Here is a 25996-nt window from a genome sequence, read left to right as displayed (position 1 = left end):
CTTTCACGCCGCTTTCACGGCGGCATGCGAATCACGATGCACAGGACGAACGGATCGTCCGCACGGGGGACAGGCGATGAAGGACAAGGACACCGCGGAATTCCAGGACATGCTGGCCGCCCTGCGGATGCTGGGCGCGGACCCGGCGCCCGGCGCGTCGGTCGGGCGGGCGATGGCGCGGATGCAGACCACCGGCACCGCCGACCGGCCCAGCTGGGCCGCGCTGCAGCGGCTGGAGCGTGAGAACGAGCTGTTGATCGATCACGCGGAGATGCTGGCCTGCGCGCTTGGCGCCTGTCCGAACTGTTGGGGCACGCTTGAGGATTGCGAGGAATGCGGCGGCGTCGGGCGGCCCGGCGCCTTCAACCCGGACCGCACCTGCTTTGACCATTTCGTGCTGCCGGTCATCATCCGGGTGCTGGGCCACGGGCCCACCGAGACATCCGGCGCCTGATCCGCGCCGGAAGGGATACCTGCAGGGCCGTCTGTCGTGAGCGGTGTGGTGGTATTGGTGCCCGTCCTGCGGGTGGATCGGCGGAAGGCCGTCTGGGGCGGCCTTCCGCCGATCTTTTTCAGAACAGCGGCGGCAGGTCGAACGGATCGGACGCGGCCGGACGCGTGGTGGCGATGGTCGCCCCCGGCCCCGACAGCGTCGCGATCTGCTGTGCCAGGATCGAGATCGCCTGGCTGGCCGCGGCCGCCGTCGCGGCCGGCCCCTGCGCGGTCATCGGAACGCGGATGTCAAAGCTGCGCGCGTGGTTCGTGCCGCCCCCCGAAAGGCCGTCGTCGGACACGAAATACCGCCCCGACAGGCGATAGGTGGTGTCAGCCTGCGCCAGGGCGCGTTCGACGCGCACCTCCAGGATGCGGGCGGGGGGCTGGGCCAGGGGCCAGGGCTCGCTGATGACGGTGGCGCCGGACACGTCGCTGATCGCGCGGGCCAGCGTCGTGGTGAAGGACCGGGCCGGGTCGTCCGCCCACAGGTTGTCCGAATTGGACCGCACCGCCCCGTCGCCGGTCTGGAACGCGACCTCCTGGTCGGCGGCGTATTCGGGCAGGGACACGTCCTTGAGTTCCGCAGTGCCAAGGCGGTTGGGCACCTGGACCCCGGCCACCGGGGGGTCGATCAGGAAACGCCCGGTCTTTTCCGGATTGGAACAGGCGCCCAGCAGGGACGCCCCGATCAGGGCGGCGATGGGCAGGGCAGGCAGGCGCAGGGCGCGGTGGGGCAGCATCATGTCTATCGTCCCAGAATGAAGGCGCGGGGGTTGCGTTCGATCAGCCGGGCGACCGAGCCGATGGAGGAGGTGGCACGCCGCAGCTCGCGCAGCGCCCCGATCAGTTCGTTGTTGAAGGCCGACCGGTCGCCATAGCTGGCGAACAGCGTGTCGGCCCGCGCCGCGGTGACCTGCAGGCGCTGCAGCAGGTCGGGCAGCTGCTGGACCGACGCCGCGATCTGGTCGGCGGCCTGGCTGGCGCTGTCCAGCGCGTTGTTCAGGCTGCCCACGGCGTTGCCGTCGCGCAGGTCGTCCAGCAGGCCCGTGGCCGATTCCAGCACGTTGGACAGGTTGCGCGGCAGCTGTTCGGCATCCTCGCTGCCCAGCATGGCGCGCAGGTCGGCCAGGATTCCCTCGGCCTGCAGGCTGATCTCGGCAAAGCCGAACTCCTCGACCGAGGCGGCGGCGCTGTCGATCTGTTCGACCATCTCGGGGACGCCCACGGTGGCCTCGGACACGGCGGTGAAGGCGGCGGAGGCCTCGTCCAGCATCCGGGCCAGGGTCTGTCCGCTTTCGGCCTGCCGCAGATCGCCCGTGATGGCGCTGATGTCGGCCAAGGCAACGCTGCCCCCCTCGATCGCCTCGCGCAGCGCACCGGGGATCGCGCGGGTATCCTGCGAGGTCGCCAGCGCGGTGATCCCGTCCAGCGTGTCGCGGGCCGAGGTCAGCAGCTCCTCGATGGGCAGGTTGCCGATGCGGTTGACCAGTCCCTGGGCGCTGGCGGTGAAATCGTCCAGATCGCCGGGCACCGACGGGATCAGCGGGTTCGGACCCGTTTCCAGATCGATCGTCGCCGGGGCCGCATCGGGCATGTCGACCAGTTCGACCATCAGGGTGGTGCCCAGGAATCCGGCGCTGGCCACGCGCGCGCGAAGGCCATCGCCGACCTCCTCGGTCAGCAGGGCCAGCGCGTCGTCGGCAGTCGATCCGTCCGGCAGGCCCATGCGCCGCGGAGAGATCACCATGCTGACCAGCTGGCGCGGCACAGTGTTGCCCTGCTCATCCTCGGTCAGGCTGACGGCCAGGTCGGTCACGCGACCGACGCGCAGGCCCTGGAACTGGACATCGGCGCCGGTGGACAGGCCCTCGACGCTGTCGTCGATCAGGATCCCCACGCGCAGCAGGCGGGTATCGTCATCCTCGAACCGGGCGGTGCGGGCCGTGCCCTCGTCCGCCTGAACGGCGAATTCCTGTCCGGGTTCGATGGGCGTGCCGCCGCTGACGAAGGTCTCGAAGGCCACGCCGCCCTGCAGGAGCGACGACAGCGAATTGACGTTCAGCGCCACCCCCTGCGTCCCAAGCGAGACCGAGAAGCCGGACGTGTCCCAGAAGACGGTCGCGCTGGTCAGCCGCGCGTCATGGGGCGCCTCGACAAAGGCGTCCACGATGACGCGGTCGGTGCCGGAATCCACGCGGATGTTCTCCAGCCGCCCGACCTGAACGCCGCGGAACAGGACCGGGGCCCCTTCGGACAGGCCGTCGGCGGTCTCCATCGACAGGGTGACCCAGGTGCCGGGCTGATCGTTGCGGATCAGCGGCGGGCGGTCCAGTCCGGTGAAGCGTGCGGCAGGCTCGGACACCTCGGCGTCCCAGTAACCCTCGATGAAGGCGCCGCTGAGGACCGTGTCCAGACGGGTGACCCCCTGGGCGCTGACCTGCGGGCGGACGATCCAGAAGGACGCGTCGGCATCGATGAACTGCGCCACGTCGGTGTCCACGCGGACCGACACCACGACCCGCGACAGATCGTCGGTGAACTTGACCCCCTCGACCCCGCCCACGGTGATCTCGCGAAAGCGCAGCGTGGTCTCTCCGGGCGTGATGCCGGTGGCGTCCGCGAATTCGATCTCGATCACGCTGCCCCGGTCGCGGAACGCGTTCCAGGCGATGCCAAGCGTCACGATCAGCGCCACGATGGGCACGATCCAGATGACGTTGATACCGGCCTGGGCCGCGCGGGCGGCCGTCTTGCGCACCGGGCTGGCCGGCGTCAGGGGCGGGGGTGTGTCCGTCATGAGGTCGTGATCCTTGGGCGTTCGTACTGGAAATGCAGGTGGTCAGGGTTCGCGGCGGGTGCGCAAGGGCAGACCGCGCCAGATCAATCGTGCGTCAAAGCTTTGCGCAGAAAGCATCGTGAAGGCAACCGACAGGGCAAAGGACACCGCGGCCGGTCCCGGCCGGATCGAGGCGACGAAGCCCAGCTGCACCAACGCCGACAGAATGGCTACGACAAAGACGTCGATCATCGACCAGCGACCGATGAATTCGACGACCTCATAGACCTTCAGCCGCGAATGGGCCTGGTCCACGCTGGCCGGGCGGCCCGCGACGACGGCCAGCCAGGCGATGGCCAGGAACTTGCCCACCGGCACGATGACCGAGGCCACGAAGACGATCAGCGCGATGTCGTAATTGCCGTAATGCATCAGCTCGACCACGCCGCCCAGGATCGTCGCCTCGGAGTTGCCGGCAAGGCCCGCGAAGGTCTGGGTGCTCATCATCGGGAAGACGTTGGCGGGGATATAGGCGATCAGCCCGGCCAGCCACCATGCCCAGACCTTCTGCAGGCCGCGCCGGTCGGGCGCGACCAGATGCGCGCCGCAGCGGTGACAGCGGGCCTGATCCTGGGGCCAGACCCGGCCGCAGCGGTGGCACCCCGACAGCCCGGCGCGATGCGCGGTCAGGACGGGGGCATCGGACTGTCCGGCAGGCGCGCTCATGCGTCGCCGGGGGCGGTCAGGGGGGTGGGGGTCTTGGCCTGATACTCGGTCTTCATGCCGGCATCCTCGATCGCGTCCCAGATCGAGGTCTGGCACATGAAGGCGCGGCTGGCGAGGTTCACGAAGATCAGCGCGCAGAATGCCCAGAAGGCCGGGCCCAGATGGACGGTGGCAAGACCTGCGACCTTGATCAGCGCGACCGCGGTGCCGATGACAAAGATCTCGGCCATGGACCAGGGGCGCAGCAGTTCGGACCAGCGGAAGGCGACGGCGGCATGGCGATGCGGCGGACGCCCCTGCGCCAGCGGGACCAGCGTATAGAGCAGCAGGAACGCCCGCAGGATCGGCAGCCCGATGATCATCGCCAGCACCGCCAAGACCAGCGGCAGCAGAACCCCGTCGGCAAAGGCCAGCGCCACGTCGAACAGCGAGCTGGCATTGCCGAAGCCCATCGCCGACACCTCCAGGAAGGGAAAGAACACCGCCCCCACCAGCAGCACCATCGAGGTGAAGGCCAGCGCGATCAGCTGCGCGAACGCGCCGTCGCGCGGCTTGGCCAGGACCGTGCCGCAACGGATGCAGCGCGCGGTCTCTCCGACGTCCAGATCCTCCTGGACATGCAGGGCGTCGCAGAGCGGGCAGGCAATCAGCCCTTCGCCGGTCGACAGATCATATGTTTGTTCGCGTTCCATGCGCCGAAGATAAGCCTGACGGCCTGCGGTGCAAGCATGGCGCGAGCGGGCCACGCAGAATTGCACGCAGGCGCGGCGCTAATGCCGCGATCCGGCCCGCGCCGCCGATGTCAGGACGACCTGTCGCGGGCTGTTACCGCCCGCGGAACCGGCCTGGCCAAGCCGGAAGGTCAGCGCCAGGCGATAGGCGCCGGGCTGGGAATCGGTGGTGACATCGCCCTCCAGCTGCATCGAGAACGCCTCGATCAGCTGGCTGCCCAGGCCGGTGCCGCCCGCGGCCTCGTCCGGGCCGGTGGAGTTCACCACCTCCAGAAGGCCCTGCCCCGGCGTGGGAGAGGTCAACGACACGCGCACCCACGGATCGCCGCCATCCGCCGGATTGCCCGCGTATTTCATGGCGTTGGTGAAGGCTTCGGTCGTCAGCAGGGTCAGCGGCACCGCCTGGTCGGGCAGCATCGTCAGCGGCTGGATGTCGGTCTGCACCTGCAGGTGACGGCCCGCGCTGGCCGATGCGGTGGTCAGCTGGGCGATGATGTCGGTGATCAGCCGGTCGGCATAGACCTGATCCAATTGTTCGGCCTGATACAGGTTGCGATAGATCGTGGCCAGCGCCGCCACCCGGTCCTGGACCGAGCGCAGCACGCGCTTGGCGTCGCGGTCGTCAATCAGGCGGCTTTGCATATTGATGATCGAGGCGATCAACTGAAGGTTGTTTTTGACCCGGTGATGGACCTCCTTGAGGAGGACGGTCTTTTCGGCGACGGCCTGCTCCATCGCTTCCTCGTCGCGGATCAGGATGCGGGCCATGTTGTGAAAGGTCTGGCTGACATCTGCGATCTCGGTCGGCGCATCGGCCAGGACCGGGGGCGGGCTGTCACGATTGCCGATGGCGAAACGACGCATCTGTCCGCGCAGGACGGTGATGTGGCGCAGGACCAGCCGGAACACCGCGAAATAGGCGACCGCCAGCGACACGACCCACAGCGCCACCGGCAGCATGACCGCGCCAAAGCGCGACAGCTGGAACAGCCCGACGCCGGCGATGCTGGGGCTCCAGCTGCCAAGGGCATAGACCAGGCCGGGGACCACCGGCACGACGGTGAAGACGCGCATCTCTCCGCTGTTGGCGCGGGTGCGAAAGGTCGCTTCTCCCTGTCCGGGCAAACTGACCAGGGGCACGTCGCGGGGCAGCAGCTGGGCCGGGTCGTCGCCTTGGCTGGTATCCGCGATCAGCACGCGGCCGGAATTGTTGAAGGTCAGGATACGCGCGCCTTCGGTCCCGAAATCCATCGCGTGGGTCGAACGCAGCAGCTCCTGCGTCAGGGACAGGGCGGTCAGGCCCAGGAATTCGCGGTCGCGATACAGGGGCTGCAGCACCACCACGACGGGTTCCCGGCTGACCGGCCCCTGGGCCATGGCGGTCACGGCGGTCATCGGGTTCTGCATAAAATCGCGGACCATGTCGCTGTTCGACAGGTCCAACTGCGGGTCGTCCGGCCCGGCGGAACTGCATTCGACGCGCCCGTCCACCGGCACGAAGGCCGCATGGCGATAGGTGCCGCTGCGCTGCACGAAATTGCGCAGCAGATCCGAACACATGCCGGGCTGGCCCGCGCTTTCCAGGATCGCGGGGCCCAGGGCGTCGGCGGCCCCCAATGCGCTTTGCAGCAGAGCCCGCTCTCCGGCGGCGGCCGATGCGGTCCGGCCCAGCAGCGCGATTTCGGCGCTGCGTTCCGCCTCGCGCGACAGGTGCAGGTTCTGGACAAGGGAGATCAGGCCGATCGGAAGGATCGCGATGGACAACAGCGCCCCGAGCCGAAACCCGAGACGCCGCGTAAATTCCATCCGTTGGGTGATCCGCCTCAGCACACCGCCCGCCTCAGCGAGAACTGTAGTTGTTCTGCGCCATGACGGCCAGGGTCGCTTGGTCTGTCATGCTCAACTCCTCACCCTGTTCCAGGTGCAGCAATTCAGCCAGCTTGCGGCGCCCGCGATTGGCGCGCGACTTGACCGTGCCGACGGCGACCTTGGTCATCTCGGCCGCTTCCTCGTAGGAAAAGCCCGATGCGCCGACCAGAATCAGTGCCTCGCGCTGTTCGTCGGGCAGCTTGTCGAAGGCCGCGCGGAAGTCGCGAAGGGCAAGGCGCCCGTCATGGTCGGGCCGCGTCGCCTGGCGGGCGGCATGGATGCCGTCGCTGTCGCTGACCTCACGCTTGGTCTTGCGGCGCGACGAATAGAACGTGTTGCGCAGGATGGTGAACAGCCAGGCGCGCAAGTTCGTTCCGGCCTGGAACTTGTCCATGTTCGTCCACGCCTTGACGATGGTGTCCTGCACCAGATCATCGGCCGACGCCCCCTCGCGGGTCAGCGACAGCGCAAAGGCCCGCAATGCGGGCAGGTGGTCGACCAACTGGTCGCGCGGATGAACCGAAGGGGAATTGGTCATGGAAATGAAACACCGGAAAGCTTGGGGATCGAGGAACGCCGGGCCGGGAAACGGATCATTCCTGTTCCTTCAACTTCTTCAGCAGTTCCAGAAACCGATCGGGGATCTGGTCAGTTGCATCCTGCTCATAGACGCGTTTCAGGTTCTCATCGATCTGTTTTTCCACAGCCGCTCTCCTGCGGTCGTCTCGCTTTGGTGTCATATTCGTGTCAGTCCCGACAAACTTGTGCGCACAGCATGCAACCGATAGGGGGTTCAGTTGGTTCCCTGCAATACGCGATTTAAGAGGACTGTGTAATGACTGTTGCCGATCTGGCCCAATCCATCGGGCGCGAGCTTCCGTTTCTGCGTCGCTATGCGCGCGCCCTGACCGGCAGCCAGCGCGCCGGCGACAATTATGCAGCCGCCACGCTGGAGGCGATCCTGACCGATCGCAGCGTCCTGGACGGCGAAGACGACCTGCGCATCGCGCTGTTCAAGACGTTCCACGTAATCTGGCAAAGCTCGGGCCAGCCGGTGGACGATGCCGAGATGTCCGAACGTGAACGCCGGGCCCAAGGCCATCTGCGTGGCCTGACGCCGAATTCGCGCGAGGCCCTGTTGCTGCGCACGATCGAGGAGCTGCGCGCCGACCAGATCGCCCGCGTGATGCAGATCGAGGCTGCCGAGGCGGAGGAACTGGTCCAGATCGCGCTGAACGAGATGGGCCAGGCGCTGCGCGGCAAGGTCATGGTCATCGAGGATGAGATGATCATCGCGATGGACCTGAAGGGCATCGTCCAGGCAATGGGCCATGACGTCACCGGCGTCGCCCGCACCCACACCGCCGCGATCGAACTGGCCGGCAAGCACCGTCCCGACCTGATCCTGGCCGACATCCAGCTGGCCGACGGATCGTCGGGCGTCGATGCCGTCAACGAGCTGCTGGGCAGCATGGGCGACATCCCTGTGATCTTCATCACCGCCTTCCCGGAACGCTTGCTGACGGGCGACCGACCGGAGCCGGCCTTCCTGATCTCCAAGCCCTACAGCGAGGAGCAGGTGCGTTCGGCGGTCAGCCAGGCGATGTTCTTCGCCTCGACCGAGGGCCTGAACGCCTGAGGATAAGGACAGGGGCGCCCCGGACCGGGCGCCCCTTTCACTTTGCCTTCTCGGCCAGCAGTTCGTCAAAGCCGCGCCGTGCCTCGCGTGCCGCACGCATCCGGCGACGCCGTGCCAGTTCGACATTGATCAGCGCACCCAACAGCACCGAGAACCCCGCCAGATAGAACCACATCAACAGTGCCACCACGGTCCCGATCGAGCCGTAGATGCGGTTATAGCTGTTGAAGCTGCCCAGATAGGCGGAAAACGCGATCGACCCTGCCGACCACAGCACGGCCGCGAACAGCGCCCCCCAGGTGAAGATCGGGGTGCGCGGCGTCTTGACGTTGGGACCGTAGCGATACAGCACCCCGATGGTCACGATCACCAGTAGGAACATCCCTGCCCAAGGCAGCACCGTCAGCAGCGATGCGCGCACCGGCGCAAAGACCAGAAAGTTCAGCAGTACCGGCACCACGACGATCGTCGCCAGCCCCGCGAGGGAGATCCCGACGATCACCAGGGTCAGCGCATAGGCCAGCACGAAGCCGAAGATCGTCGAATGCGCCCGCACCCCATAAGCGGCGTTCAAACCGCGGATCAGGGCGTCCACCCCCGCCCGCGCCGCGACGGTGGCGATCATGAACGACACGAACGACGTCCACCCGACCGAGGTCTGGCCATTTTGCGTCAGCGTGGTCACCTGGTCGTCGACGATGTCGGACGCGCCGTCCGGCAAGAATTCATGCGCGACGTCCAGATAGGTCAGGACGACCATCGGGTCGAACCACAGGCTCCACAGCGCGATGATCGCGGCCAGTCCGGGAAACACCGCGAACATCGCATAGAACGCGACGCCCGCCGCGATCAGCGTCATGTGGGTCTTGTCCATCCGTTCGAAGATGGCGCCCCAGAATGATCCCAGATCCCGCAGCCAGTCCAGCATCCCGCCCCGCATCCCTTTTCGTCAGCATGGTCCGCGAAACCGGCCCGCGCAAGACCGCCGTCAGGTCGTGGCGAAGCGCGCCCAGACCGAATCCTCGCCCAGCTTGGCCACGAATTGGGCATGGGCATGCGCCTCGTCCTGGGTCAGGCGGGGCGGCAGGGGGCGGGGACGCGCGGCGCGCGGGCGCATCTGGCCATCGGGGCTGCGGGCACCGTCGTCCTGTGCACCGGGCTTGTCCAGGACCAGGTCAGGCTGGCGGCCACCGATCAGTTCCAGATAGACCTCGGCCAGCAGTTCGCTGTCCAGCAAGGCGCCGTGTAGCTCACGACCCGAATTGTCCACGCCGAAGCGGCGGCACAGCGCATCCAGCGTCGCAGGCGATCCGGGGAATTTCTCGCGGGCCAGCATCAGCGTGTCCAGCGCCCGCGACCATGGCAGCGGCGTGTGCCCCGCGCGTTTCAGTTCAGCGTTCAGGAATTTCATGTCGAAGCTGGCATTGTGGATCACCAGCTTGGAGTCGTCGGCGATGAAGTCCATGAAATCATTGACGATCGCCGCGAATTTCGGCTTGTCGCGCAGAAAGTCGTCGCCCAGGCCGTGGACGTCGAACGCCTCCTTGGGCATCGACCGTTCGGGGTTAATGTAGACGTGGAAGGTGCGCCCGGTGGGCAGGTGGTTCATCAGCTCCAGCGCGCCGATCTCGACGATGCGGTCGGCACCCTCGGCCTCAAAGCCGGTGGTTTCGGTGTCCAGGACGATCTCACGCATGGGGGGCAACCTCGTTCACGATGCGGGCGACGGCGGCACGGGCGCCATCCAGGCTTTCGGTCGGAATGATCCAGTCGGCGCGCGCACGCTTGTCCGCGTCGGGCATCTGGCGTGCCAGGATCATGGCCAGCGTATCGCGCGTCATACCCGAACGCGCAAGCACGCGGGCCGCCTGAGTGGCGGGATCGGTGGACACCACCGCGACCCCGTCCAGATCGGGGGGATGCGCGCTTTCGAACAGCAGGGGGATGTCCAGGACGACCAGGGGTGCGCCCACATGTCGCGCCAGGAAATCCTGCCTGTCCCGTGCGACCAAGGGGTGGACGATCCCCTCCAGCCGCGCCAGTGCGGCAGGGTCGGCGGCAAGCGCGGTCTTCAGCGCGCCCCGGTCGATTCCGCCCTGAGCCAAGGCCGCGGGAAAGGCGGCGGCGACCGGCGCCACGGCCAATCCGCCCGGGGCATACAGACGATGGACGGCCTGATCCGCGTCCCAGACCGGGTGACCAAGATCGCGGAACATCTGTGCCGTGGTCGATTTGCCCATGCCGATGCTGCCGGTCAGGCCAAGACGAAAGGTCATTCCAGCGCGACCCGCCGCGCCTCGTCGTCGACATCGGGGCGCTGGCCGAACCAGCGTTCAAAGCCTGGGGCCGCCTGGTGCAGCAGCATTCCCAGACCATCGACCACGCGGCATCCGCGAGCCTGTGCCTCGGTCAGGAAGGGAGTCATCAGCGGGGTATAGACTAGGTCGGTGACCAAGGCACTGGGCGACAGCGCGTCCAGCGGCACCCGCAGCGGCTGTTTTCCATCCATCCCAAGCGAGGTGGCGTTGACGACGGTGGATGCGCCTTCCAGCATGTTGCCGACCTGGGCCCAGTCATAGACGACCAGGCGCGCCCCGAACTCTGCCTTGATCTGTTCCGCCCGCAGCCGCGTCCGGTTGGCGATGCGCAACTCCTTGACGCCGCTGTCCAGCAGGGAGGCGACCACCGCCCGTGCCGCACCCCCCGCACCGATCACCGCGGCGGGGCCCAGATCGGGCTGCCAGTCGGGTTCGTTCTGCCGCAGGTTCGCGATGAAGCCATAGCCGTCGGTATTGTCGGCATGGATCTTGCCGTCGGGGCGAAAGATCAGCGTGTTGGCGGCACCGATCAGGGCTGCGCGGTCCGTGACCGTGTCGGCCAGCGTGAGGACCGCCTCCTTGTGGGGAATGGTGACATTGGCGCCGACGAAACCGGCACGCGGCAGAATGCGCAGAACTTCGGCCAGATGTTCGGGCATTACCGGGATCGGCACGTAGTGGCCGGGCAGGCCATAGCGGGCCAACCAATGTCCGTGCAGGCGCGGAGAGCGCGAATGCGCGATGGGCATCCCGATCACGCCGGCCAAGGGCGCGTGGGTGATCTGGCTGGCGGGCAGGTCGTCTTGCATCGGCTTGATCATCACGTGGCGTCTTTCGGTGCAGACTAGGCACACGAACGGCGTGGCGAAAGCCCCTGTCGGCATGTGGCGGCATATCCGTGGCGGATCGGGCAGGCACGCTGTGGACAAATCCTCGGAGGAATCGGCGCCGGGGTTGGTGGCAACCCGCGTCAATCCTCTGCGTGTTCTGATTTGCCCTCGGAACGAAGCAAAAACAGAAGGGCGTTTTCCACAGGGGGACGAATCGGGCGTCCCGATCGGGCGGCCTGTGGAGGAATCAGCGGCCAAATCATTATCCGCAAAGTTATCCACATATGATCGCTTTGTTTACAAAAGGTTTTCAGGTCGGCTTGCCGCTTTCGCACATGCTTGTCCACAACGCCCGATTCTGAGGAAATCCCGGTGAACAGAGTCCTATTCCTGCTATCCACAGGCCCTACTTCAACAACATTCCTTTCTTTATCTTTCTTATTTAAGAGAAGACCGAAGAGAGGTTTCGCGATGATCGACGGACTGGCCCTGATTTATCCCTACGTGAAGGCGTTCCACGTCATGGCCGTCATTTCGTGGATGGCGGGCCTGTTTTACCTACCCAGGCTGTTTGTCTATCACGCCGAACGCAGTAGGGAATCGGCCGAACCGGTCGCAAGCTTTGTGATCATGGAACAGAAGCTGCTGCGGCTGATCATGAACCCGGCGATGATCGCCACGTGGATCAGCGGGTTGGCCCTGGTGATGACGCCGGGCATCGTCAGCTGGGACATGACCTGGCCGTGGGTCAAGGCGGCCTGCGTGATTGCGATGAGCGTGTTTCACATGTGGTGCGCGCGCGAACGACGGCATCTGTCGGCCGGAATGGCCCGTGCCGGGCGGTCCTATCGGATGATGAACGAGGTGCCGACCCTGCTGATGGTCGGGATTGTGACTGCCGTGATCGTCAAGTTCTGATCGAAAAGATTGACTCGTGACCGGCGCGGCCTTATCTGCGCCCCAACCCCGGCCGTCCGGTACGGGATTCCCTTGAACACCTGCCTGCTCCGTCCGATACGTCGCGCGGCCGAAAGTTTGCATCAGAATGACCGAAGAACGCCTGAATCTGTCCGACCTCAAGGCAAAGAGTCCCGCCGACCTGCTGTCGATGGCCGAGGAGTGGGAGATCGAGAACGCCTCGACCATGCGCAAGGGCGAGATGATGTTCTCGATCCTCAAGGAGCATGCCGAGGAGGGCTGGGAGATCGGCGGCGAGGGCGTGCTGGAGGTCGTCCAGGACGGCTTCGGCTTTTTGCGGTCGACCGAGGCGAACTATCTGCCCGGACCGGACGACATCTATGTCAGCCCGGACATGATCCGTCAGCATTCGCTGCGTACGGGTGACACGGTTGACGGCGTCATCCGTGCGCCTGGTGACAACGAACGGTATTTTGCGCTGACGAAAGTCGAGAAGATCAACTTTGAAGAGCCGGAAAAGGCCCGTCACAAGGTTGCATTCGACAACCTGACGCCGCTTTACCCGGACGAACGTCTGAATATGGAGATCGAGGATCCCACGGTGAAGGATCGCAGTGCCCGGATCATCGATCTGGTGGCGCCGATCGGCAAAGGTCAGCGGTCGCTGATCGTGGCACCGCCGCGGACGGGCAAGACGGTTCTGCTGCAGAACATCGCACATTCGATCGAGAAGAACCATCCGGAATGCTATCTGATCGTCCTGCTGATCGACGAGCGCCCCGAGGAAGTGACCGACATGCAGCGCAGCGTGCGCGGCGAGGTCGTGTCCTCGACCTTCGATGAACCGGCCAGCCGCCACGTTGCGGTGTCCGAGATGGTCATTGAAAAGGCAAAGCGTCTGGTCGAGCATAAACGAGATGTTGTGATTCTTTTGGACTCTATCACAAGACTCGGTAGAGCGTTCAACACTGTTGTCCCAAGCTCGGGCAAGGTGCTGACCGGTGGTGTCGATGCGAATGCATTGCAGCGACCCAAGCGGTTCTTCGGCGCGGCACGCAACATCGAGGAAGGTGGAAGTCTGACGATCATCGCCACGGCGCTGATCGACACCGGATCGCGCATGGACGAGGTGATCTTCGAGGAGTTCAAGGGTACGGGCAACAGCGAGATCGTTCTGGACCGCAAGGTCGCAGACAAGCGCGTCTTCCCGGCCATGGACATCCTGAAATCCGGTACGCGGAAAGAGGAACTGCTGGTCGACAGCAAGGACCTGCAGAAGACCTATCTGCTGCGTCGCATCCTGAACCCGATGGGCACGACCGATGCCGTTGAGTTCCTGATTTCCAAGATGAAACAGACCAAGAGCAACGCCGAGTTCTTCGACTCGATGAACGCCTGACGAGGCAGCCATGGACCTGATCTTTGCAGAAGCCACCCCGCCCGGGCGGGGGGGAGTTTCTGTCATCCGTCTGAGCGGCACGAATGCTCGGCTGACTGCCGAGCGTCTTGTCGGCCAAATGCCCGATGCGCGTCATGCGTATTTTCGGACCTTGAGGCACGACGACGAGCCGATCGATCAGGTTCTGGCAATGTGGTTCCCAGAGGGTCAGAGTTTTACCGGCGACGAAGTGGCAGAACTGCATCTGCATGGTGCACCTGTGATTTCACGACGGGTGGGGTCAGCGCTGCTGTCCATGGGTGCCAGACCAGCGGAAGCCGGTGAGTTCACACGGCGAGCCTTTCTGAACGGCCGGATGGATCTTGCCGAAATCGAGGGGCTCGGTGATCTCCTTGCAGCAGAGACGGAGGCTCAGCGTAAGCTGGCCTTGCGCACCGCGAGCGGCGAGCTGGCCCAAAAGGCGTTGGAATGGCGGCAACTTCTGATCGAAGCTGGCGCTTTGGTCGAGGTCAGTGTTGATTTCGCGGACGAAGACGTTCCTGATGAGGTCCCCAATCGGGTTTTCGAAGCAATCGCCGAACTGCGCGAAGCGCTGCAGCGCGAGTTGGCAGGATTTTCGTCGGCCGAACGGATCAGGATGGGGTTTGAAGTCGCTATCATCGGACCGCCAAATGCCGGAAAATCGAGTCTCCTGAACAGGTTGGCCCAGAGAGATGTGGCGATCGTATCTGATCGGGAGGGAACGACAAGAGATGTGATTGAACTTAAGTTTGATCTGAACGGGTTGCCAGTGACGTTTCTTGATACGGCAGGTTTGCGGGAATCCGAGGATGCTGTTGAGAGGATTGGGATAGACCGTGCATTGAGCCGCGCGAAAAGTGCTGATCTGCGTATCCATCTTTCGCGTAACGGAGATATCGTCCAGGAACTTTGGCATCCTGATGATGTCATTGCGGTCAGCCATGCGGACATCCGTGAAAGTGACGCCGATCTGACACTATCCGCAGTGACCGGGCATGGTATTGACAAAATGATTGGTATAATCGGTGAAATACTGAGAAACCGTGTTTCTTCTGCAGGTTTGATCAGTCATGAGCGGCAGCGTTTAGAAATCATCACCGCACTTGAGGCAGTTGAAGGCGTAGGGGAATTGCCCGCAGAACTTATTGCGGAGAAGCTTCGTCTATCTGCAGTGTCGTTAGATCGTTTACTTGGAAGAATCGGTGCGGACGACTATCTTGATGCTATCTTTTCGTCGTTTTGCATCGGCAAGTAGGAGTTGTTTCACGTGAAACATTACGACGTCGCAGTCATCGGTGGGGGGCATGCAGGCTTGGAAGCAGCTACCGCTGCAGCGCGCCTTGGTGCAATTGTAGCCCTGGTCACCATGCGCCGCGAGGACATCGGTACGTTATCCTGCAATCCTGCTATCGGTGGACTTGGTAAAGGTCATCTGGTCCGCGAAGTTGACGCGATGGACGGTGTGATGGGACGGCTGGCTGATCAAGCAGGTATCCAGTTTAGACTTCTGAATCGTCGAAAGGGGCCTGCGGTTCAAGGGCCTAGGGCTCAGATGGATAGAAATCTTTACCGCGCCGCCGCTTGGGAGCTTATTTCCAGCTACGTTGGCGTTGATGTCGTGTTCGGCGAGGCTGTTGAATTTCTTGGCGATGCAAATGTTGTCGAAGGAGTAAGCTTATCCGACGGAAGAGACGTACGTGCTAAATCGGTTGTCTTGACAACAGGCACGTTCCTCAATGGCATGATACATATTGGCGACGTCAGCCGTCCTGCCGGTCGTTGGGGGGATAGGGCGGCAAGCAGGCTTGCTGAGAGCCTTGCCAAGTTTGCCCTGCCACTGGGTCGGCTGAAAACTGGAACCCCGCCGCGGATCAGAAAATCGTCAATCGATTGGGATAGTCTGGAATCTCAACCAGGTGACGAAAAGCCGGTTACCTTCTCTTATCTTCCTGCCGTGTCATTAGTTCAGCAAATCGATTGCAAGATCACACATACAAATGCGACGACACATCGGATCATCAAGGAGAATATTCAGAAATCCGCGATGTATGGTGGTCACATCAGTGGTCGCGGACCCAGATATTGCCCCTCGATCGAGGATAAAATAATTCGCTTTGCCGACAAAGATTCCCATCAGGTATTTCTGGAGCCGGAAGGATTGGATAGCGATATCGTTTACCCGAACGGCATTTCAACTTCTCTGCCTGAGGATGTGCAGCTAGCTTATGTTCGGTCCATCCGGGGGATGGAGAACGCTGAGATCACTCAGCCAGGGTATGCGGTCGAGTATGATTATATCGACCCTACGTCCCTAGATACTACGCTCGCAGTCAGATCAGTTCGCGGCCTGTTCTTGGCAGGTCAAATTAACGGAACGACAGGATACGAGGAAGCAGCGGCCCAAGGACTCGTTGCTGGCTTGAATGCCGCGCTTAAGGCGGCGGACAAGGCACCTGTGACCTTTAGTCGGACAAACAGCTATATCGGTGTGATGATCGATGATCTGGTCACTAGAGGCGTGACAGAACCTTATCGCATGTTCACATCCCGCGCCGAGTTCAGATTGACCTTGCGGGCGGACAATGCAGATCAACGTCTTACCCCGATGGCAATAGAGATAGGATGCATTTCGAATGAACGGTCTGTGTCGTTTCAGGCGCGTCAATCGAAATACACTTACGCACGCGATCGTCTTAGTTCTGTTTTCTTATCATCAAATGATCTGAGCAATGCCGGATTCCACGTCTCAAGGGACGGCCAAAGAAGGACTGTCTTTAGCTTGCTCGGTAATAGCGATATCAATCCGGCTAAACTCGCAGATATTGTTCCTGAACTGGCTGCTGTCTCCAGTGAAACGTTGGTGCAGCTGCGGAACGATGCTTTGTATGAGCAATATACTGGTCGGCAAAACAAAGATGCTGAATTAATCAGAGCTAATGAGGCTACATCTCTCGACCCTGATATTGACTACAGCGCCTTGGGTGGTCTCTCGTCTGAATTGCGTGGAAAGCTTTCGGATCGTCGACCTAAGACGGTGTTCGAGGCTTCAAAGATTGAAGGAATGACGCCAGCAGCGTTGACGCTATTAATCGTCGCTTCGAAGACAAGCGTGCGTCGTACTGCATGATCGTTTCACGTGAAACACATGAGAGGCTTACCGCATACGAAGCTCTCGTTCGGAAATGGAATGCGAAAATAAACTTGGTTGCGCCTTCGACACTTCCGGAGTTCAACTCAAGACATATTCAGGACAGCATTCAGATCTTCGATCACGTACAATTTCCGGAAGGGAATTGGGTAGACCTTGGAAGCGGCGGCGGACTTCCTGGCATAGTTGTCTCTATATATGCTCAGAAGGCCCCGCTGACAGTGTCTTTAGTTGAAAGCGATCATCGGAAGTCGGCGTTTTTGCGCACCGTCATTCGAGAGCTATCGTTGCAAAATGTATCGATCATGACAGGTCGTATAGAAAATGTTCCCCCACTAGCCGCAAACTTTGTTTCTGCTCGGGCGCTTGCACCATTGTCGGTCCTTCTTTCAATGGTCCGAAGGCACATGCACCAGGACGGCACCGCAATATTCCTAAAAGGCCGTTCGTGGAAAGCGGAATGCGACGAAGCGAGAAACGAATGGCGATTTGACGTTACCAGCTTTCCAAGTAAAACAGATCCAAACGCAGCCATCCTAAAAATTACCGGAGTCTCGCATGCCTGAACAGCATATTGTGGCAATCGCGAACCAGAAGGGCGGCGTTGGCAAGACGACGACCGCTGTTAACTTGGGTGCTGCTCTTGCGCAAGCAGGCTATCCAACGATACTTGTCGACCTAGACCCTCAAGGCAACGCGTCAACGGGACTGGGGATTGGGACCGAAGACCGTGATTTCACGGTCTATGACCTTTTGACCGGCGATGCGGATCTCATGACGGCAGCCGTCGACACTGCGGTTCCGAACCTGCGGGTTGTCCCATCAACATCCGATCTTGCGTCTGCCGATGTACAACTGTCCCAAGTTGCTGATCGCACGCGTCTTTTGGAACGCCAGCTATCTGATGCACCACATGGAACGATCGTGTTGATCGACTGTCCTCCGGCCTTGGGTCTGTTGACGGTTAATGCGATGGTCGCGGCGTCCAGTGTTCTTGTTCCACTTCAGGCGGAATTCTATGCCTTGGAGGGTTTGTCGCAATTGCTGGGTACGGTGAAGCAGGTCCGCCAAGGCGCCAATCCCAAGCTCCGCATCAATGGCATTCTTCTTACGATGTCAGATTATCGGAACAACTTGTCGCAGCAGGTAGAGGCAGACGCGCGCGAGACGCTCGGCGATCTTGTCTATCCCACGGTCATTCCCAGAAACGTCCGCGTTTCCGAGGCTCCGTCACATGCGCAGCCGGTGTTGATCTATGATCCGTCGTCAAAAGGCAGCCACGCCTATCGTCAATTCGCGACCGAATTCACGGCGCGCCTGAAACTGATCCCGGAGATTGCGTGATGTCGGACAGCAAGATTGCGAAACGTGGCCTTGGCCGGGGTCTGTCCGCGTTGATGGCCGACATGGACCTGGGGGACAGCGCAGGTCCCGCGCAATCGCGAGACCGCATGATGCTCCCGATCGAGCAGATCACCGCTAATCCTGACCAGCCGCGTCGGACCTTCGATCCGGACGCGTTACAGGAGCTTGCCGCCTCCCTGCGACAGCGCGGTGTGCTTCAGCCCCTTATCGTGCGTCCCCACCCACAGGACAAGGATCTCTATCAGATCGTCGCGGGCGAACGGCGCTGGCGTGCGGGCCAAATGGCGCAACTGCATGAGATGCCGGTCATCATCCGCGACATGTCGGATACCGAGGTTCTTGAAGTCGCCATTATCGAGAACATTCAGCGTGCCGACCTGAATGCGATCGAAGAAGCGGCATCGTTCCGGCAACTGATGGACCGTTTCGGTCATACGCAGGAAAAATTGGCCGAAGCGCTGAACAAGAGCCGCAGTCACATCGCAAACCTCCTCAGGCTGCTGTCATTGCCCGATTCCGTCCAGGACATGGTCAAGGACGGCAAGCTCAGTGCGGGGCACGCCCGCGCCTTGATCACGGCGCCCAACGCCGCGCAGTTGGCCCGTAGGGTCAGTGAAAAAGGCCTGTCGGTCCGTGATACCGAAGACATGGTGCGAAAGCTGTCGCAGGACGGCGGTGAAAAGCCGCGCAAGGCCTCGCGAAGCGCTGCAAAGGATGCCGATACCAAGGCGCTGGAGGCAGATCTGGGTGCTCATCTGAAGATGCGCGTGCAGATTTCACATGGCGGTGCAGACGGGGGGCAGTTGACGATCACCTATCGTGATCTAGACCAACTGGATCAGCTGTGCCAGCTTCTTGGAGGCAATCGCTGACCATATATAGTATATGGTAAGAAAATTACTGCCAAATCCTGATTATTGGCTGGGCCGCGTTACAAGAAACAGCGCGACCAGCCCACAGATCGCCGCCTGAGTCGCGACGACCCAAGGCGGCATCCCCACCCACCACGAAATGCCGACCCCGGAGCTCATTGCGGTGATGGCCCAGATCTTGGCCAATCGCCCGACGACACCACGTTCCTGCCACGCACGCACGGGTGGTCCGTAGGTGGGGTGATCCAGGATCCGACGCTCCAATGTCGGAGAGGATCGTGCAAAGGCCCACGCGGCCACCAGAAGGAAGGGGACCGTGGGCACCACCGGCAAGGCGACACCGATGATCCCGCACAAGGCAAACAGCCACCCCAAGACCAGCCACATCCGCCGCCGCATCGGTCAGGCCGCCAGTTCGCGCAGAATCGCGTTCAGCACCGGCCGGCCCTGCGCGGTTGCCTGGATGCGCCCATCACGGCGGTCGATCATCCCCATGTCGATCAGTGACGTCACCGCATGCTCCTCCAGCGGCTTGCCGGACAAGGCTGCATAGCGCGCTTCCTCCAAGCCTTCGGTCAGGCGCAGGGACATCAACAGGTACTCGGTCGCCTGCTCATGCGCGGGAATGGCGTCGCGCGGCACTTCTCCGGTTCCGGTTGTTTCCACCGCCTGAATCCAGGCTCCGGGCATGCGATGCGCCTCGGTCGCCATGCGTCCGTTGGGCAGGGTCAGCCGTCCATGCGCACCGGGACCAACGGCCGCCCAGTCCCCCTGGCGCCAATAGACCAGATTGTGACGGCTCTGCGCGCCGGGGCGGGCGTGGTTCGAAATCTCATAGCATCCCATGCCGGCAGCCTCGCACAGGTCCTGGGTGTCGAAATACATGTCGGCCGACAGGTCGTCATCGGGCAGGTCGCGCAGCTTGCCCGCCTCGGCCCGCGCGCCAAAGGCCGTGCCGGGCTCGATCGTCAGCTGATACAACGACAGATGATCCACGGCCATGGACAGCGCCTCGCGCAGTTCCGCCCGCCAAGCGGTGCGATCCTGGCCCTGTCTGGCATAGATCAGGTCGAAACTGACCCTGTCGAAGACGCTGCGCGCGACGTCGAATGCCGTGCGCGCCTCGGCCACGGAATGCATGCGGCCAAGCCGGTGCAGGTCGGTGTCGTTCAGTGCCTGTATCCCCATCGACAGGCGGTTCACACCCGCATCGGCAAATCCGCGAAAGCGGCCCTTTTCGACGCTGGTCGGATTGGCTTCCAGCGATATCTCGATATCGTTGGCAAAGCCCCACCCGGCCTGGGCGGCGCGGATCACCGCATCGACCGTCTCGGGCAGCATCAGCGATGGGGTACCGCCGCCAAAGAAGATGCTGCCCAGATGCCGGTCCGGCGTTTCGGCGGCAAGGCGCGCGATCTCGGCGGACAGGGCGTCGGCCCATCGGCGCTGATCGACATGGGCCACGACATGGCTGTTGAAATCGCAATAGGGGCACTTGGCCGCGCAGAAGGGCCAATGCACATAAAGGCCGAACCCCCCGGCACGCCAATCCTCGCCCGCGACCGTCATCCGCGGAACGCCGTGACTTCGATCTCGACGCGCATCTCGGGCCGGATCAGGCCCGCGACCACCATCGTGGCGGCGGGCCGGATGTCGCCAAGCGCATCGGACAGGGCGGGGGCGATGACGTCGACCAGCGCGGCATCGGTGATCGTGTACTGCACCCGAACGATGTCGGCAGGCGCAAAGCCCGCCTGCTCCAGCACCAAGAAGATCGTCGTGAAACAGTTGCGCGCCTGCTGGCAGGCATCCTCCGGCATGGTCATGTCGGCATAGTCGTAGCCGGTGACACCCGACACGAAGCACCAGTCGCCCTTGACCACGGCGCGGCTGTAGGCCAGCCGCGCCTCGAAGGGCGATCCGGTGGTCAGCCTATGCAAAGCAGGCCTCGATCATGCGCGACACGGCGCGGGCGCGATGGCTGAGGCTGTTCTTGGTCTTGGCGGGCATCTCTCCAAGGGTGACGGGGTGTCCGTCGGGCTGGAAGATCGGGTCATAGCCGTGACCCTCGGCCCCGCGCGGCGGCCAGACGACCTGGCCCGGCAGAACGCCCTCGAACACCTCCTCGTGGCCGTCGGGCCACATCAGCACCAGCGTGCAGCGGAACTGCGCGCGACGCGGGGCAGGAGCATCCACGGCCTCCAATTCGCGCCAGGTGCGCTCCATGGCCATGGCGAAATCGCGGCCCTGGGGCGTTTCGGCCCAGTCCGCGGTCTGGACACCCGGCGCACCGCCCAAGGCATCGACGCAGATGCCGCTGTCGTCCGACAGGACGGGCAGGCCGGTCGCCTGCATCGCGGCGCGTGCCTTGATGCGGGCATTGCCGACGAAGCTGTCCTCGGTTTCGGCGGGTTCGGCCAGACCCAGCTGGGCCGCACCGACCACCTCGACGCCATAGGGCGCCAGCAGGGCGCGCATCTCGTCCAGCTTGCCGGCGTTGTGCGTGGCGACCAGCAGCCGCTTGTCGGTGAACTGCCTCATGCCACGGCCGCCTTCTGCGCGGCGACCAGATCGGCCATCCCGGCCTCGGCCAGGTCCAGCAGACGTCCCATCTCGTCGCGCGAGAAGGTCGCGCCTTCGGCCGACATCTGCACTTCGATCAGGCGCCCTGCACCGGTCAGCACGAAGTTGCCGTCGGTCCCGGCCTCGCTGTCCTCGGCATAGTCCAGGTCCAGAAGCGGCTGACCCGCATAGATGCCGCAGCTGACGGCCGCCACGTGGTCCAGGATCGGATCGCTGGAGATCGCGCCGGCCTTCAGCAGCTTGTTCACCGCCAGCCGCAGCGCCACCCAGCCCCCGGTGATGGACGCACAGCGCGTGCCGCCGTCCGCTTGGATCACGTCGCAGTCGATGCTGATCTGGCGTTCGCCCAGGGCGCTGCGGTCGATGCCCGCGCGCAGGCTGCGACCGATCAGGCGCTGGATCTCCTGCGTGCGGCCCGACTGCTTGCCCTGGGCTGCCTCGCGGCGGTTGCGCGTGTTCGTGGCGCGTGGCAGCATGCCGTATTCGGCCGTGACCCAGCCCAGGCCGGTGCCTTTCAGGAAACGCGGCGGGTTGTCCTCGATGGTGGCGGTGCAAAGGACATGCGTGTCGCCGCACCGGATCAGACAGGACCCCTCGGCGTGGCGCATCACCCCGGTTTCAATTGAAATCGGACGCATTTGGGCTAGATTCCGGCCGGACGGGCGCATGACTGTTCCTTTTCGTGAGGTTAGGATGCCCATACCGTCCGGGGGCACCATCACGCAACCCCACCGGGGGTCACAAGACGGGGCGCATGAACCAGGAATCGCTGCTGCACGAGATGAACGACCGGTCCCGCGAGGTGTTTCGCCGGGTCGTCGAATCCTATCTGGAGACCGGAGAGCCTGTGGGCTCTCGCACCCTGACCCGCGCGCTGTCCGAAAAGGTCAGCGCCGCGACCATCCGAAACGTGATGCAGGACCTGGAATTCATGGGCCTGCTGGACAGCCCGCATGCATCCGCAGGGCGCCTGCCGTCGCAGATGGGCCTGCGCCTGTTCGTCGACGGCATGATGGAGATCGACGCCGTCAATTCGACCGACCGTGCCGCCATCGACCAGACGCTTGGCAATGACGACCCCGAGACCGGGGTGCTGCTGGACCGTGTCAGCACGGCGCTGTCCTCGATCACGCGCGGCGCGTCGCTGGTCCTGATGCCCAAGCACGAAGCGCCGATCCGCCATATTGAATTCGTCAGCCTGGGGCCGGATCGGGCGCTGGTGGTTCTGGTCTTTGCCGACGGCCATGTCGAAAACCGCATCTTTACCCCGCCGCCCGGCCAGACCCCGTCCTCAATGCGCGAGGCCGGCAATTTCCTGAACGCCATGGCCGAGGGCAAGACGTTGGCCGAACTGCGCGGCCATCTGTCCCAGCAAATCAACGCCCGCAGGCGCGAACTGGACGTCCTGGCGGCAGAGTTGGTGGAGTCGGGCATCGCGCTGTGGGGGGCCGAGGCCACCGACCCGCGCCTGATCGTGCGGGGACGCGCGAACCTGCTGGACCGCGAGGCCGCCGACCTGGACCGCATCCGCGTGCTGTTCGACGACCTGGAACGCAAGCGCGACATCGTCGAGTTCCTGGAACTGACCGAACGGGGCGAGGGTGTGCGCATTTTCATCGGCTCCGAGAACAAGCTTTTTTCACTTTCGGGTTCCGCTCTGGTGGTTTCACCCTATATGAATGCCGACCGGAAAATTGTGGGTGCGGTGGGTGTCATCGGGCCGACCCGGCTGAATTACGGCCGGATCGTGCCGATCGTCGATTATACCGCGCAGCTGGTTGGGCGGGTGCTGTCCGGCCGGAAAGGATGAAGTGAAATGACCGAGCAGAACGAACAGCCCATGGACGAATTCATGGATGACCCCCTGGCAGAGCCCGATGACGCGCTGGCCCAGCTGACCGCCGAGCGCGACGAGCTGCGCGACAAGTGGATGCGCGCGCTGGCCGATGCCGAAAACTCGCGCAAGCGGGCCGACAAGGACCGCCGCGACGCCGAGAATTACGGCGGATCGCGCCTGGCACGCGACCTGCTGCCCGTGCATGACGCCCTGACGCGTGCGCTGGACGCCGCGGGAGAGGAGCAGCGCACCGCCGCCGCCGCTCTGATCGAGGGGGTCGAACTGACCCTGCGCGAGCTGTCCAACGTGTTCACCAAGCACGGCGTGACCATCATCCGCCCCGAGGCCGGCGACAAGTTCGACCCCACCCACCACGAGGCGATGTTCGAGGCCGCGGTCCCCGGCACCGTCGCGGGCCACATCATCCAAGTGATGGATAACGGCTTCATGCTGCACGACCGCCTGCTGCGCCCGGCCAAGGTCGGCGTGTCCTCGACCCCCGCCAGCTAACCGATACGCAGCCCGGTCCGCGGGCCGGGCTGCTACCTTCCGCTGACTTGCCGAATGTTCCCGATGGCGCGACGCTTGGTCACACCGGTCAGCCAGAGGAGGGGATGATGACCAGCACTCAGGGGGTGCATATCCACCCTGCCGTCGATCACGGCATCGCGAAAGGCAGCCCGGGCTTCTCGGGCGGGGTCCTGACGTGTCACTGCGCGACGAACCCGGTCAAGGTCCGGGTCAGCGCGCAGACCGCCCACAACCATGTCTGCGGCTGCACCAAGTGCTGGAAACCCGACGATGCGGTGTTCAGCCAGATCGCCGTGGTGTCCCGCGATTCCGTCGAGGTCCTGGAGGGCGCCGACAAGCTGGAAGTCGTGGACGCTGGGGCCGCCATCCAGCGCCACCGCTGTCGCGAGTGCGGCGTGCACATGTACGGCCGGATCGAGAACAAGGACCATCCGTTCTACGGGCTGGACTTCGTGCATACCGAACTGTCGGGGGAACAGGGTTGGTCGGCGCCGGAATTCGCGGCATTCGTCAGCTCCGTCATCGAATCGGGGGTCGAACCAAGCCGCATGGACGGCATTCGTTCGCGCCTGCGCGAACTGGGGCTGGAGCCCTATGACGCACTGTCCCCGCCGTTGATGGACGCGATCGCCACCAGCATCGCCAAGCGCTCAGGTGCGCTGCCCGCTTGACGGAGATGCGCATTAGACTGGAAGAACAGCCAAGGGGCCGCTTGTCGGCCCCTTAGACCTGACTGAAACGCCCGACCGACAAGCCCGTGAGGGAACAGGAGAATAGTCATGAGAACCCGTGCCGCCGTGGCCCTAGAGGCCGGCAAACCGCTGGAAGTGATGGAGGTCAACCTGGAAGGCCCCAAGGCCGGCGAGGTCATGATCGAAATCAAGGCCACCGGTATCTGCCATACCGACGAATTCACCCGTTCGGGCGACGACCCGGAAGGCATCTTCCCCGCCATCCTGGGCCATGAGGGCGCGGGCGTCGTGGTCGAGGTCGGCCCCGGCGTCACCTCGCTGAAGGTCGGCGATCACGTCATCCCGCTTTACACGCCCGAATGCCGCGAATGCGCGTCCTGCCTGTCGGGCAAGACTAACCTGTGCACCAAGATCCGCGCGACCCAAGGCAAGGGCCTGATGCCCGACGGCACGACCCGCTTCAGCATGCTGGATGGCACGCCGATCTATCACTACATGGGCTGCTCGACCTTCGCCAACCACACGGTCCTGCCCGAGATCGCGGTCGCTAAGGTCCGCGAAGACGCTCCCTTCGACAAGATCTGCTATATCGGCTGCGGCGTGACCACCGGCATCGGCGCGGTCATCAACACTGCCAAGGTCGAGATCGGCGCCAAGGCGGTGGTCTTTGGCCTGGGCGGCATCGGCCTAAACGTCGTGCAGGGCCTGCGGCTGGCAGGCGCTGACATGATCATCGGCGTCGATCTGAACAACGACCGCCGCGAGATGGCCGAACGCTTCGGCATGACGCATTTCGTCAATCCCAAGGAAATCGACGGCGGCATCGTCCAGCACATCGTCGAGATGACCAAGACCCCCTTCGACCAGATCGGTGGCGCCGATTACAGCTTTGACGCGACCGGCAGCACCAAGGTGATGCGCGACGCGCTGGAATGCACCCACCGGGGCTGGGGCGTGTCGGTGATCATCGGCGTGGCCGCGGCGGGCGCCGAGATCAGCACCCGCCCGTTCCAGCTGGTCACCGGCCGGGTCTGGAAGGGCACGGCCTTCGGCGGCGCGCGCGGGCGGACCGACGTGCCCAAGATCGTCGACTGGTACATGGACGGCAAGATCGAGATCGACCCGATGATCACCCACACGATGCCGCTGGATGACATCAACAAGGGCTTCGATCTGATGCATCACGGTGAATCGATCCGCTCGGTCGTCCTTTACTGATCCTTCATGGCTGCTTAGGTAAAAGAAC

General features: G+C 63.5%; 29 protein-coding genes. 13 read left to right on the top strand and 16 right to left on the bottom strand.

What is annotated here, in order from left to right; all coding sequences use genetic code 11:
* Window positions 1-76: 76 nt before the first annotated feature.
* Window positions 77-454 (top strand): hypothetical protein, encoded by a 378-nt coding sequence (locus LZ686_RS06520; RefSeq protein WP_045981913.1) that lies wholly within the window; start codon window positions 77-79, stop codon window positions 452-454.
* Between the two features lie 118 nt (window positions 455-572).
* On the opposite strand, the gene LZ686_RS06515 is transcribed toward LZ686_RS06520, so the two are convergent.
* From LZ686_RS06515 to LZ686_RS06485, 7 genes are all read right to left on the bottom strand, one after another.
* Entirely contained in the window at window positions 573-1238 is a 666-nt protein-coding gene (locus tag LZ686_RS06515) for a PqiC family protein (protein WP_052714671.1), read from the bottom strand.
* A gap of 2 nt (window positions 1239-1240) precedes the next feature.
* Window positions 1241-3292, bottom strand: a complete 2052-nt coding sequence (locus LZ686_RS06510; protein ID WP_349547315.1) for a PqiB family protein — start codon at window positions 3290-3292, stop codon at window positions 1241-1243.
* 42 nt (window positions 3293-3334) lie between these two features.
* Window positions 3335-3997, bottom strand: coding sequence for a paraquat-inducible protein A (locus LZ686_RS06505; RefSeq protein WP_045981912.1), 663 nt, complete (start codon window positions 3995-3997; stop codon window positions 3335-3337).
* Window positions 3994-4689 carry a paraquat-inducible protein A gene (locus tag LZ686_RS06500; protein ID WP_295167666.1) on the bottom strand — a complete coding sequence of 232 codons (696 nt, stop codon included), beginning with the start codon at window positions 4687-4689 and terminating at the stop codon, window positions 3994-3996. The genes LZ686_RS06505 and LZ686_RS06500 overlap by 4 nt, the downstream gene beginning before the upstream one ends.
* Window positions 4690-4767: 78 nt before the next feature.
* On the bottom strand, window positions 4768-6492 hold the full coding sequence (locus LZ686_RS06495; RefSeq protein WP_347917620.1) for a sensor histidine kinase: 1725 nt from the start codon (window positions 6490-6492) through the stop codon (window positions 4768-4770).
* A 76-nt stretch (window positions 6493-6568) separates the two neighbouring features.
* Window positions 6569-7135 (bottom strand): RNA polymerase sigma factor, encoded by a 567-nt coding sequence (locus tag LZ686_RS06490; protein WP_045981909.1) that lies wholly within the window; start codon window positions 7133-7135, stop codon window positions 6569-6571.
* 55 nt (window positions 7136-7190) lie between these two features.
* Window positions 7191-7301, bottom strand: a complete 111-nt coding sequence (locus LZ686_RS06485; protein ID WP_231558891.1) for a NepR family anti-sigma factor — start codon at window positions 7299-7301, stop codon at window positions 7191-7193.
* 131 nt (window positions 7302-7432) lie between these two features.
* On the opposite strand from LZ686_RS06485, the gene LZ686_RS06480 reads away from it, so the two are divergent.
* Complete coding sequence (locus LZ686_RS06480) at window positions 7433-8236, top strand: response regulator (protein ID WP_045981908.1); 804 nt, start codon at window positions 7433-7435, stop codon at window positions 8234-8236.
* Window positions 8237-8273: 37 nt separating this feature from the next.
* Here LZ686_RS06480 and LZ686_RS06475 read toward each other — a convergent pair whose 3' ends face one another.
* Genes LZ686_RS06475 through LZ686_RS06460 form a run of 4 tightly spaced genes read right to left on the bottom strand, consistent with a single transcriptional unit; the run spans window position 8274 to window position 11363 of the window.
* The gene (locus LZ686_RS06475; RefSeq protein ID WP_232303326.1) at window positions 8274-9164 is read right to left on the bottom strand and encodes a YihY/virulence factor BrkB family protein; all 891 of its coding nucleotides are present in this window, start codon (window positions 9162-9164) and stop codon (window positions 8274-8276) included.
* Window positions 9165-9224: 60 nt separating this feature from the next.
* On the bottom strand, window positions 9225-9932 hold the full coding sequence (gene dnaQ / locus LZ686_RS06470) for a DNA polymerase III subunit epsilon (RefSeq protein WP_349547314.1): 708 nt from the start codon (window positions 9930-9932) through the stop codon (window positions 9225-9227).
* Window positions 9925-10512: a dephospho-CoA kinase gene (gene coaE / locus LZ686_RS06465; protein ID WP_349547313.1), complete on the bottom strand. Its 588-nt coding sequence runs from the start codon at window positions 10510-10512 to the stop codon at window positions 9925-9927. The genes dnaQ and coaE overlap by 8 nt, the downstream gene beginning before the upstream one ends.
* Complete coding sequence (locus LZ686_RS06460; protein ID WP_349547351.1) at window positions 10509-11363, bottom strand: shikimate dehydrogenase; 855 nt, start codon at window positions 11361-11363, stop codon at window positions 10509-10511. The genes coaE and LZ686_RS06460 overlap by 4 nt, the downstream gene beginning before the upstream one ends.
* 492 nt (window positions 11364-11855) lie before the next feature.
* Between LZ686_RS06460 and hemJ the strand changes: the two genes are divergently transcribed.
* The 7 genes from hemJ to LZ686_RS06425 all read left to right on the top strand — a co-directional run bounded on the left by hemJ (window position 11856) and on the right by LZ686_RS06425 (window position 19107).
* Entirely contained in the window at window positions 11856-12302 is a 447-nt protein-coding gene (gene hemJ, locus LZ686_RS06455; protein ID WP_349547312.1) for a protoporphyrinogen oxidase HemJ, read from the top strand.
* Between the two features lie 127 nt (window positions 12303-12429).
* Window positions 12430-13701, top strand: a complete 1272-nt coding sequence (gene rho / locus LZ686_RS06450) for a transcription termination factor Rho (RefSeq protein WP_045981904.1) — start codon at window positions 12430-12432, stop codon at window positions 13699-13701.
* Between the two features lie 10 nt (window positions 13702-13711).
* The gene (mnmE, locus tag LZ686_RS06445; RefSeq protein ID WP_349547311.1) at window positions 13712-14977 is read left to right on the top strand and encodes a tRNA uridine-5-carboxymethylaminomethyl(34) synthesis GTPase MnmE; all 1266 of its coding nucleotides are present in this window, start codon (window positions 13712-13714) and stop codon (window positions 14975-14977) included.
* A gap of 12 nt (window positions 14978-14989) precedes the next feature.
* Window positions 14990-16849: a tRNA uridine-5-carboxymethylaminomethyl(34) synthesis enzyme MnmG gene (gene mnmG / locus LZ686_RS06440; protein ID WP_349547310.1), complete on the top strand. Its 1860-nt coding sequence runs from the start codon at window positions 14990-14992 to the stop codon at window positions 16847-16849.
* Window positions 16846-17436, top strand: coding sequence for a 16S rRNA (guanine(527)-N(7))-methyltransferase RsmG (rsmG, locus tag LZ686_RS06435; protein ID WP_349547309.1), 591 nt, complete (start codon window positions 16846-16848; stop codon window positions 17434-17436). Before mnmG ends, rsmG begins: the two co-directional genes overlap by 4 nt.
* Complete coding sequence (locus tag LZ686_RS06430) at window positions 17429-18214, top strand: ParA family protein (protein ID WP_045981902.1); 786 nt, start codon at window positions 17429-17431, stop codon at window positions 18212-18214. Before rsmG ends, LZ686_RS06430 begins: the two co-directional genes overlap by 8 nt.
* The gene (locus LZ686_RS06425; protein WP_349547308.1) at window positions 18214-19107 is read left to right on the top strand and encodes a ParB/RepB/Spo0J family partition protein; all 894 of its coding nucleotides are present in this window, start codon (window positions 18214-18216) and stop codon (window positions 19105-19107) included. The genes LZ686_RS06430 and LZ686_RS06425 overlap by 1 nt, the downstream gene beginning before the upstream one ends.
* A gap of 42 nt (window positions 19108-19149) precedes the next feature.
* Here LZ686_RS06425 and LZ686_RS06420 read toward each other — a convergent pair whose 3' ends face one another.
* The 5 genes from LZ686_RS06420 to rph are packed head-to-tail and all read right to left on the bottom strand — an operon-like array spanning window position 19150 to window position 22358.
* A complete protein-coding gene (locus LZ686_RS06420) occupies window positions 19150-19494 on the bottom strand; it encodes a YbaN family protein (RefSeq protein WP_273744459.1) in 345 nt (114 codons plus the stop codon).
* A gap of 15 nt (window positions 19495-19509) precedes the next feature.
* Window positions 19510-20676 carry a radical SAM family heme chaperone HemW gene (hemW, locus tag LZ686_RS06415; protein WP_349547307.1) on the bottom strand — a complete coding sequence of 389 codons (1167 nt, stop codon included), beginning with the start codon at window positions 20674-20676 and terminating at the stop codon, window positions 19510-19512.
* Window positions 20673-21047: a RidA family protein gene (locus tag LZ686_RS06410; protein ID WP_148910807.1), complete on the bottom strand. Its 375-nt coding sequence runs from the start codon at window positions 21045-21047 to the stop codon at window positions 20673-20675. Before LZ686_RS06410 ends, hemW begins: the two co-directional genes overlap by 4 nt.
* On the bottom strand, window positions 21040-21648 hold the full coding sequence (locus LZ686_RS06405; protein WP_139598270.1) for a non-canonical purine NTP pyrophosphatase: 609 nt from the start codon (window positions 21646-21648) through the stop codon (window positions 21040-21042). Before LZ686_RS06405 ends, LZ686_RS06410 begins: the two co-directional genes overlap by 8 nt.
* A complete protein-coding gene (gene rph / locus LZ686_RS06400; RefSeq protein ID WP_046000531.1) occupies window positions 21645-22358 on the bottom strand; it encodes a ribonuclease PH in 714 nt (237 codons plus the stop codon). Before rph ends, LZ686_RS06405 begins: the two co-directional genes overlap by 4 nt.
* An 86-nt stretch (window positions 22359-22444) precedes the next feature.
* On the opposite strand from rph, the gene hrcA reads away from it, so the two are divergent.
* From hrcA to LZ686_RS06380, 4 genes are all read left to right on the top strand, one after another.
* A complete protein-coding gene (gene hrcA, locus LZ686_RS06395; RefSeq protein WP_045981895.1) occupies window positions 22445-23500 on the top strand; it encodes a heat-inducible transcriptional repressor HrcA in 1056 nt (351 codons plus the stop codon).
* Between the two features lie 6 nt (window positions 23501-23506).
* Window positions 23507-24037 carry a nucleotide exchange factor GrpE gene (locus LZ686_RS06390; RefSeq protein ID WP_045981894.1) on the top strand — a complete coding sequence of 177 codons (531 nt, stop codon included), beginning with the start codon at window positions 23507-23509 and terminating at the stop codon, window positions 24035-24037.
* Between the two features lie 107 nt (window positions 24038-24144).
* On the top strand, window positions 24145-24729 hold the full coding sequence (gene gfa, locus LZ686_RS06385) for an S-(hydroxymethyl)glutathione synthase (RefSeq protein ID WP_139598320.1): 585 nt from the start codon (window positions 24145-24147) through the stop codon (window positions 24727-24729).
* A 108-nt stretch (window positions 24730-24837) separates the two neighbouring features.
* Window positions 24838-25968, top strand: a complete 1131-nt coding sequence (locus LZ686_RS06380) for an S-(hydroxymethyl)glutathione dehydrogenase/class III alcohol dehydrogenase (protein WP_045981892.1) — start codon at window positions 24838-24840, stop codon at window positions 25966-25968.
* Window positions 25969-25996 lie beyond the last annotated feature (28 nt).

It is taken from the genome of Paracoccus sp. NFXS7 (assembly GCF_040148865.1).
Taxonomy (GTDB): domain Bacteria; phylum Pseudomonadota; class Alphaproteobacteria; order Rhodobacterales; family Rhodobacteraceae; genus Paracoccus; species Paracoccus marcusii.
Note: the sequence above shows the minus strand (reverse complement) of the source record. Positions and strands in the feature narration are given on the sequence as shown.

What these genes read in the sequence shown, in the direction of transcription:
- LZ686_RS06405 (WP_139598270.1), bottom strand. Translation starts at nt 21,648, where the DNA reads ATGAGGCAGTTCACCGACAAGCGGCTGCTGGTCGCCACGCACAACGCC.
- LZ686_RS06505 (WP_045981912.1), bottom strand. Translation starts at nt 3,997, where the DNA reads ATGAGCGCGCCTGCCGGACAGTCCGATGCCCCCGTCCTGACCGCGCAT.
- hemJ (WP_349547312.1), top strand. Translation starts at nt 11,856, where the DNA reads ATGATCGACGGACTGGCCCTGATTTATCCCTACGTGAAGGCGTTCCAC.
- LZ686_RS06425 (WP_349547308.1), top strand. Translation starts at nt 18,214, where the DNA reads ATGTCGGACAGCAAGATTGCGAAACGTGGCCTTGGCCGGGGTCTGTCC.
- LZ686_RS06430 (WP_045981902.1), top strand. Translation starts at nt 17,429, where the DNA reads ATGCCTGAACAGCATATTGTGGCAATCGCGAACCAGAAGGGCGGCGTT.
- LZ686_RS06490 (WP_045981909.1), bottom strand. Translation starts at nt 7,135, where the DNA reads ATGACCAATTCCCCTTCGGTTCATCCGCGCGACCAGTTGGTCGACCAC.
- LZ686_RS06500 (WP_295167666.1), bottom strand. Translation starts at nt 4,689, where the DNA reads ATGGAACGCGAACAAACATATGATCTGTCGACCGGCGAAGGGCTGATT.
- LZ686_RS06510 (WP_349547315.1), bottom strand. Translation starts at nt 3,292, where the DNA reads ATGACGGACACACCCCCGCCCCTGACGCCGGCCAGCCCGGTGCGCAAG.
- LZ686_RS06390 (WP_045981894.1), top strand. Translation starts at nt 23,507, where the DNA reads ATGACCGAGCAGAACGAACAGCCCATGGACGAATTCATGGATGACCCC.
- rph (WP_046000531.1), bottom strand. Translation starts at nt 22,358, where the DNA reads ATGCGCCCGTCCGGCCGGAATCTAGCCCAAATGCGTCCGATTTCAATT.
- LZ686_RS06460 (WP_349547351.1), bottom strand. Translation starts at nt 11,363, where the DNA reads ATGCAAGACGACCTGCCCGCCAGCCAGATCACCCACGCGCCCTTGGCC.
- LZ686_RS06475 (WP_232303326.1), bottom strand. Translation starts at nt 9,164, where the DNA reads ATGCTGGACTGGCTGCGGGATCTGGGATCATTCTGGGGCGCCATCTTC.
- hemW (WP_349547307.1), bottom strand. Translation starts at nt 20,676, where the DNA reads ATGACGGTCGCGGGCGAGGATTGGCGTGCCGGGGGGTTCGGCCTTTAT.
- LZ686_RS06380 (WP_045981892.1), top strand. Translation starts at nt 24,838, where the DNA reads ATGAGAACCCGTGCCGCCGTGGCCCTAGAGGCCGGCAAACCGCTGGAA.
- gfa (WP_139598320.1), top strand. Translation starts at nt 24,145, where the DNA reads ATGACCAGCACTCAGGGGGTGCATATCCACCCTGCCGTCGATCACGGC.
- coaE (WP_349547313.1), bottom strand. Translation starts at nt 10,512, where the DNA reads ATGACCTTTCGTCTTGGCCTGACCGGCAGCATCGGCATGGGCAAATCG.
- LZ686_RS06420 (WP_273744459.1), bottom strand. Translation starts at nt 19,494, where the DNA reads ATGTGGCTGGTCTTGGGGTGGCTGTTTGCCTTGTGCGGGATCATCGGT.
- rho (WP_045981904.1), top strand. Translation starts at nt 12,430, where the DNA reads ATGACCGAAGAACGCCTGAATCTGTCCGACCTCAAGGCAAAGAGTCCC.
- mnmE (WP_349547311.1), top strand. Translation starts at nt 13,712, where the DNA reads ATGGACCTGATCTTTGCAGAAGCCACCCCGCCCGGGCGGGGGGGAGTT.
- rsmG (WP_349547309.1), top strand. Translation starts at nt 16,846, where the DNA reads ATGATCGTTTCACGTGAAACACATGAGAGGCTTACCGCATACGAAGCT.
- LZ686_RS06515 (WP_052714671.1), bottom strand. Translation starts at nt 1,238, where the DNA reads ATGATGCTGCCCCACCGCGCCCTGCGCCTGCCTGCCCTGCCCATCGCC.
- LZ686_RS06520 (WP_045981913.1), top strand. Translation starts at nt 77, where the DNA reads ATGAAGGACAAGGACACCGCGGAATTCCAGGACATGCTGGCCGCCCTG.
- dnaQ (WP_349547314.1), bottom strand. Translation starts at nt 9,932, where the DNA reads ATGCGTGAGATCGTCCTGGACACCGAAACCACCGGCTTTGAGGCCGAG.
- LZ686_RS06480 (WP_045981908.1), top strand. Translation starts at nt 7,433, where the DNA reads ATGACTGTTGCCGATCTGGCCCAATCCATCGGGCGCGAGCTTCCGTTT.
- hrcA (WP_045981895.1), top strand. Translation starts at nt 22,445, where the DNA reads ATGAACCAGGAATCGCTGCTGCACGAGATGAACGACCGGTCCCGCGAG.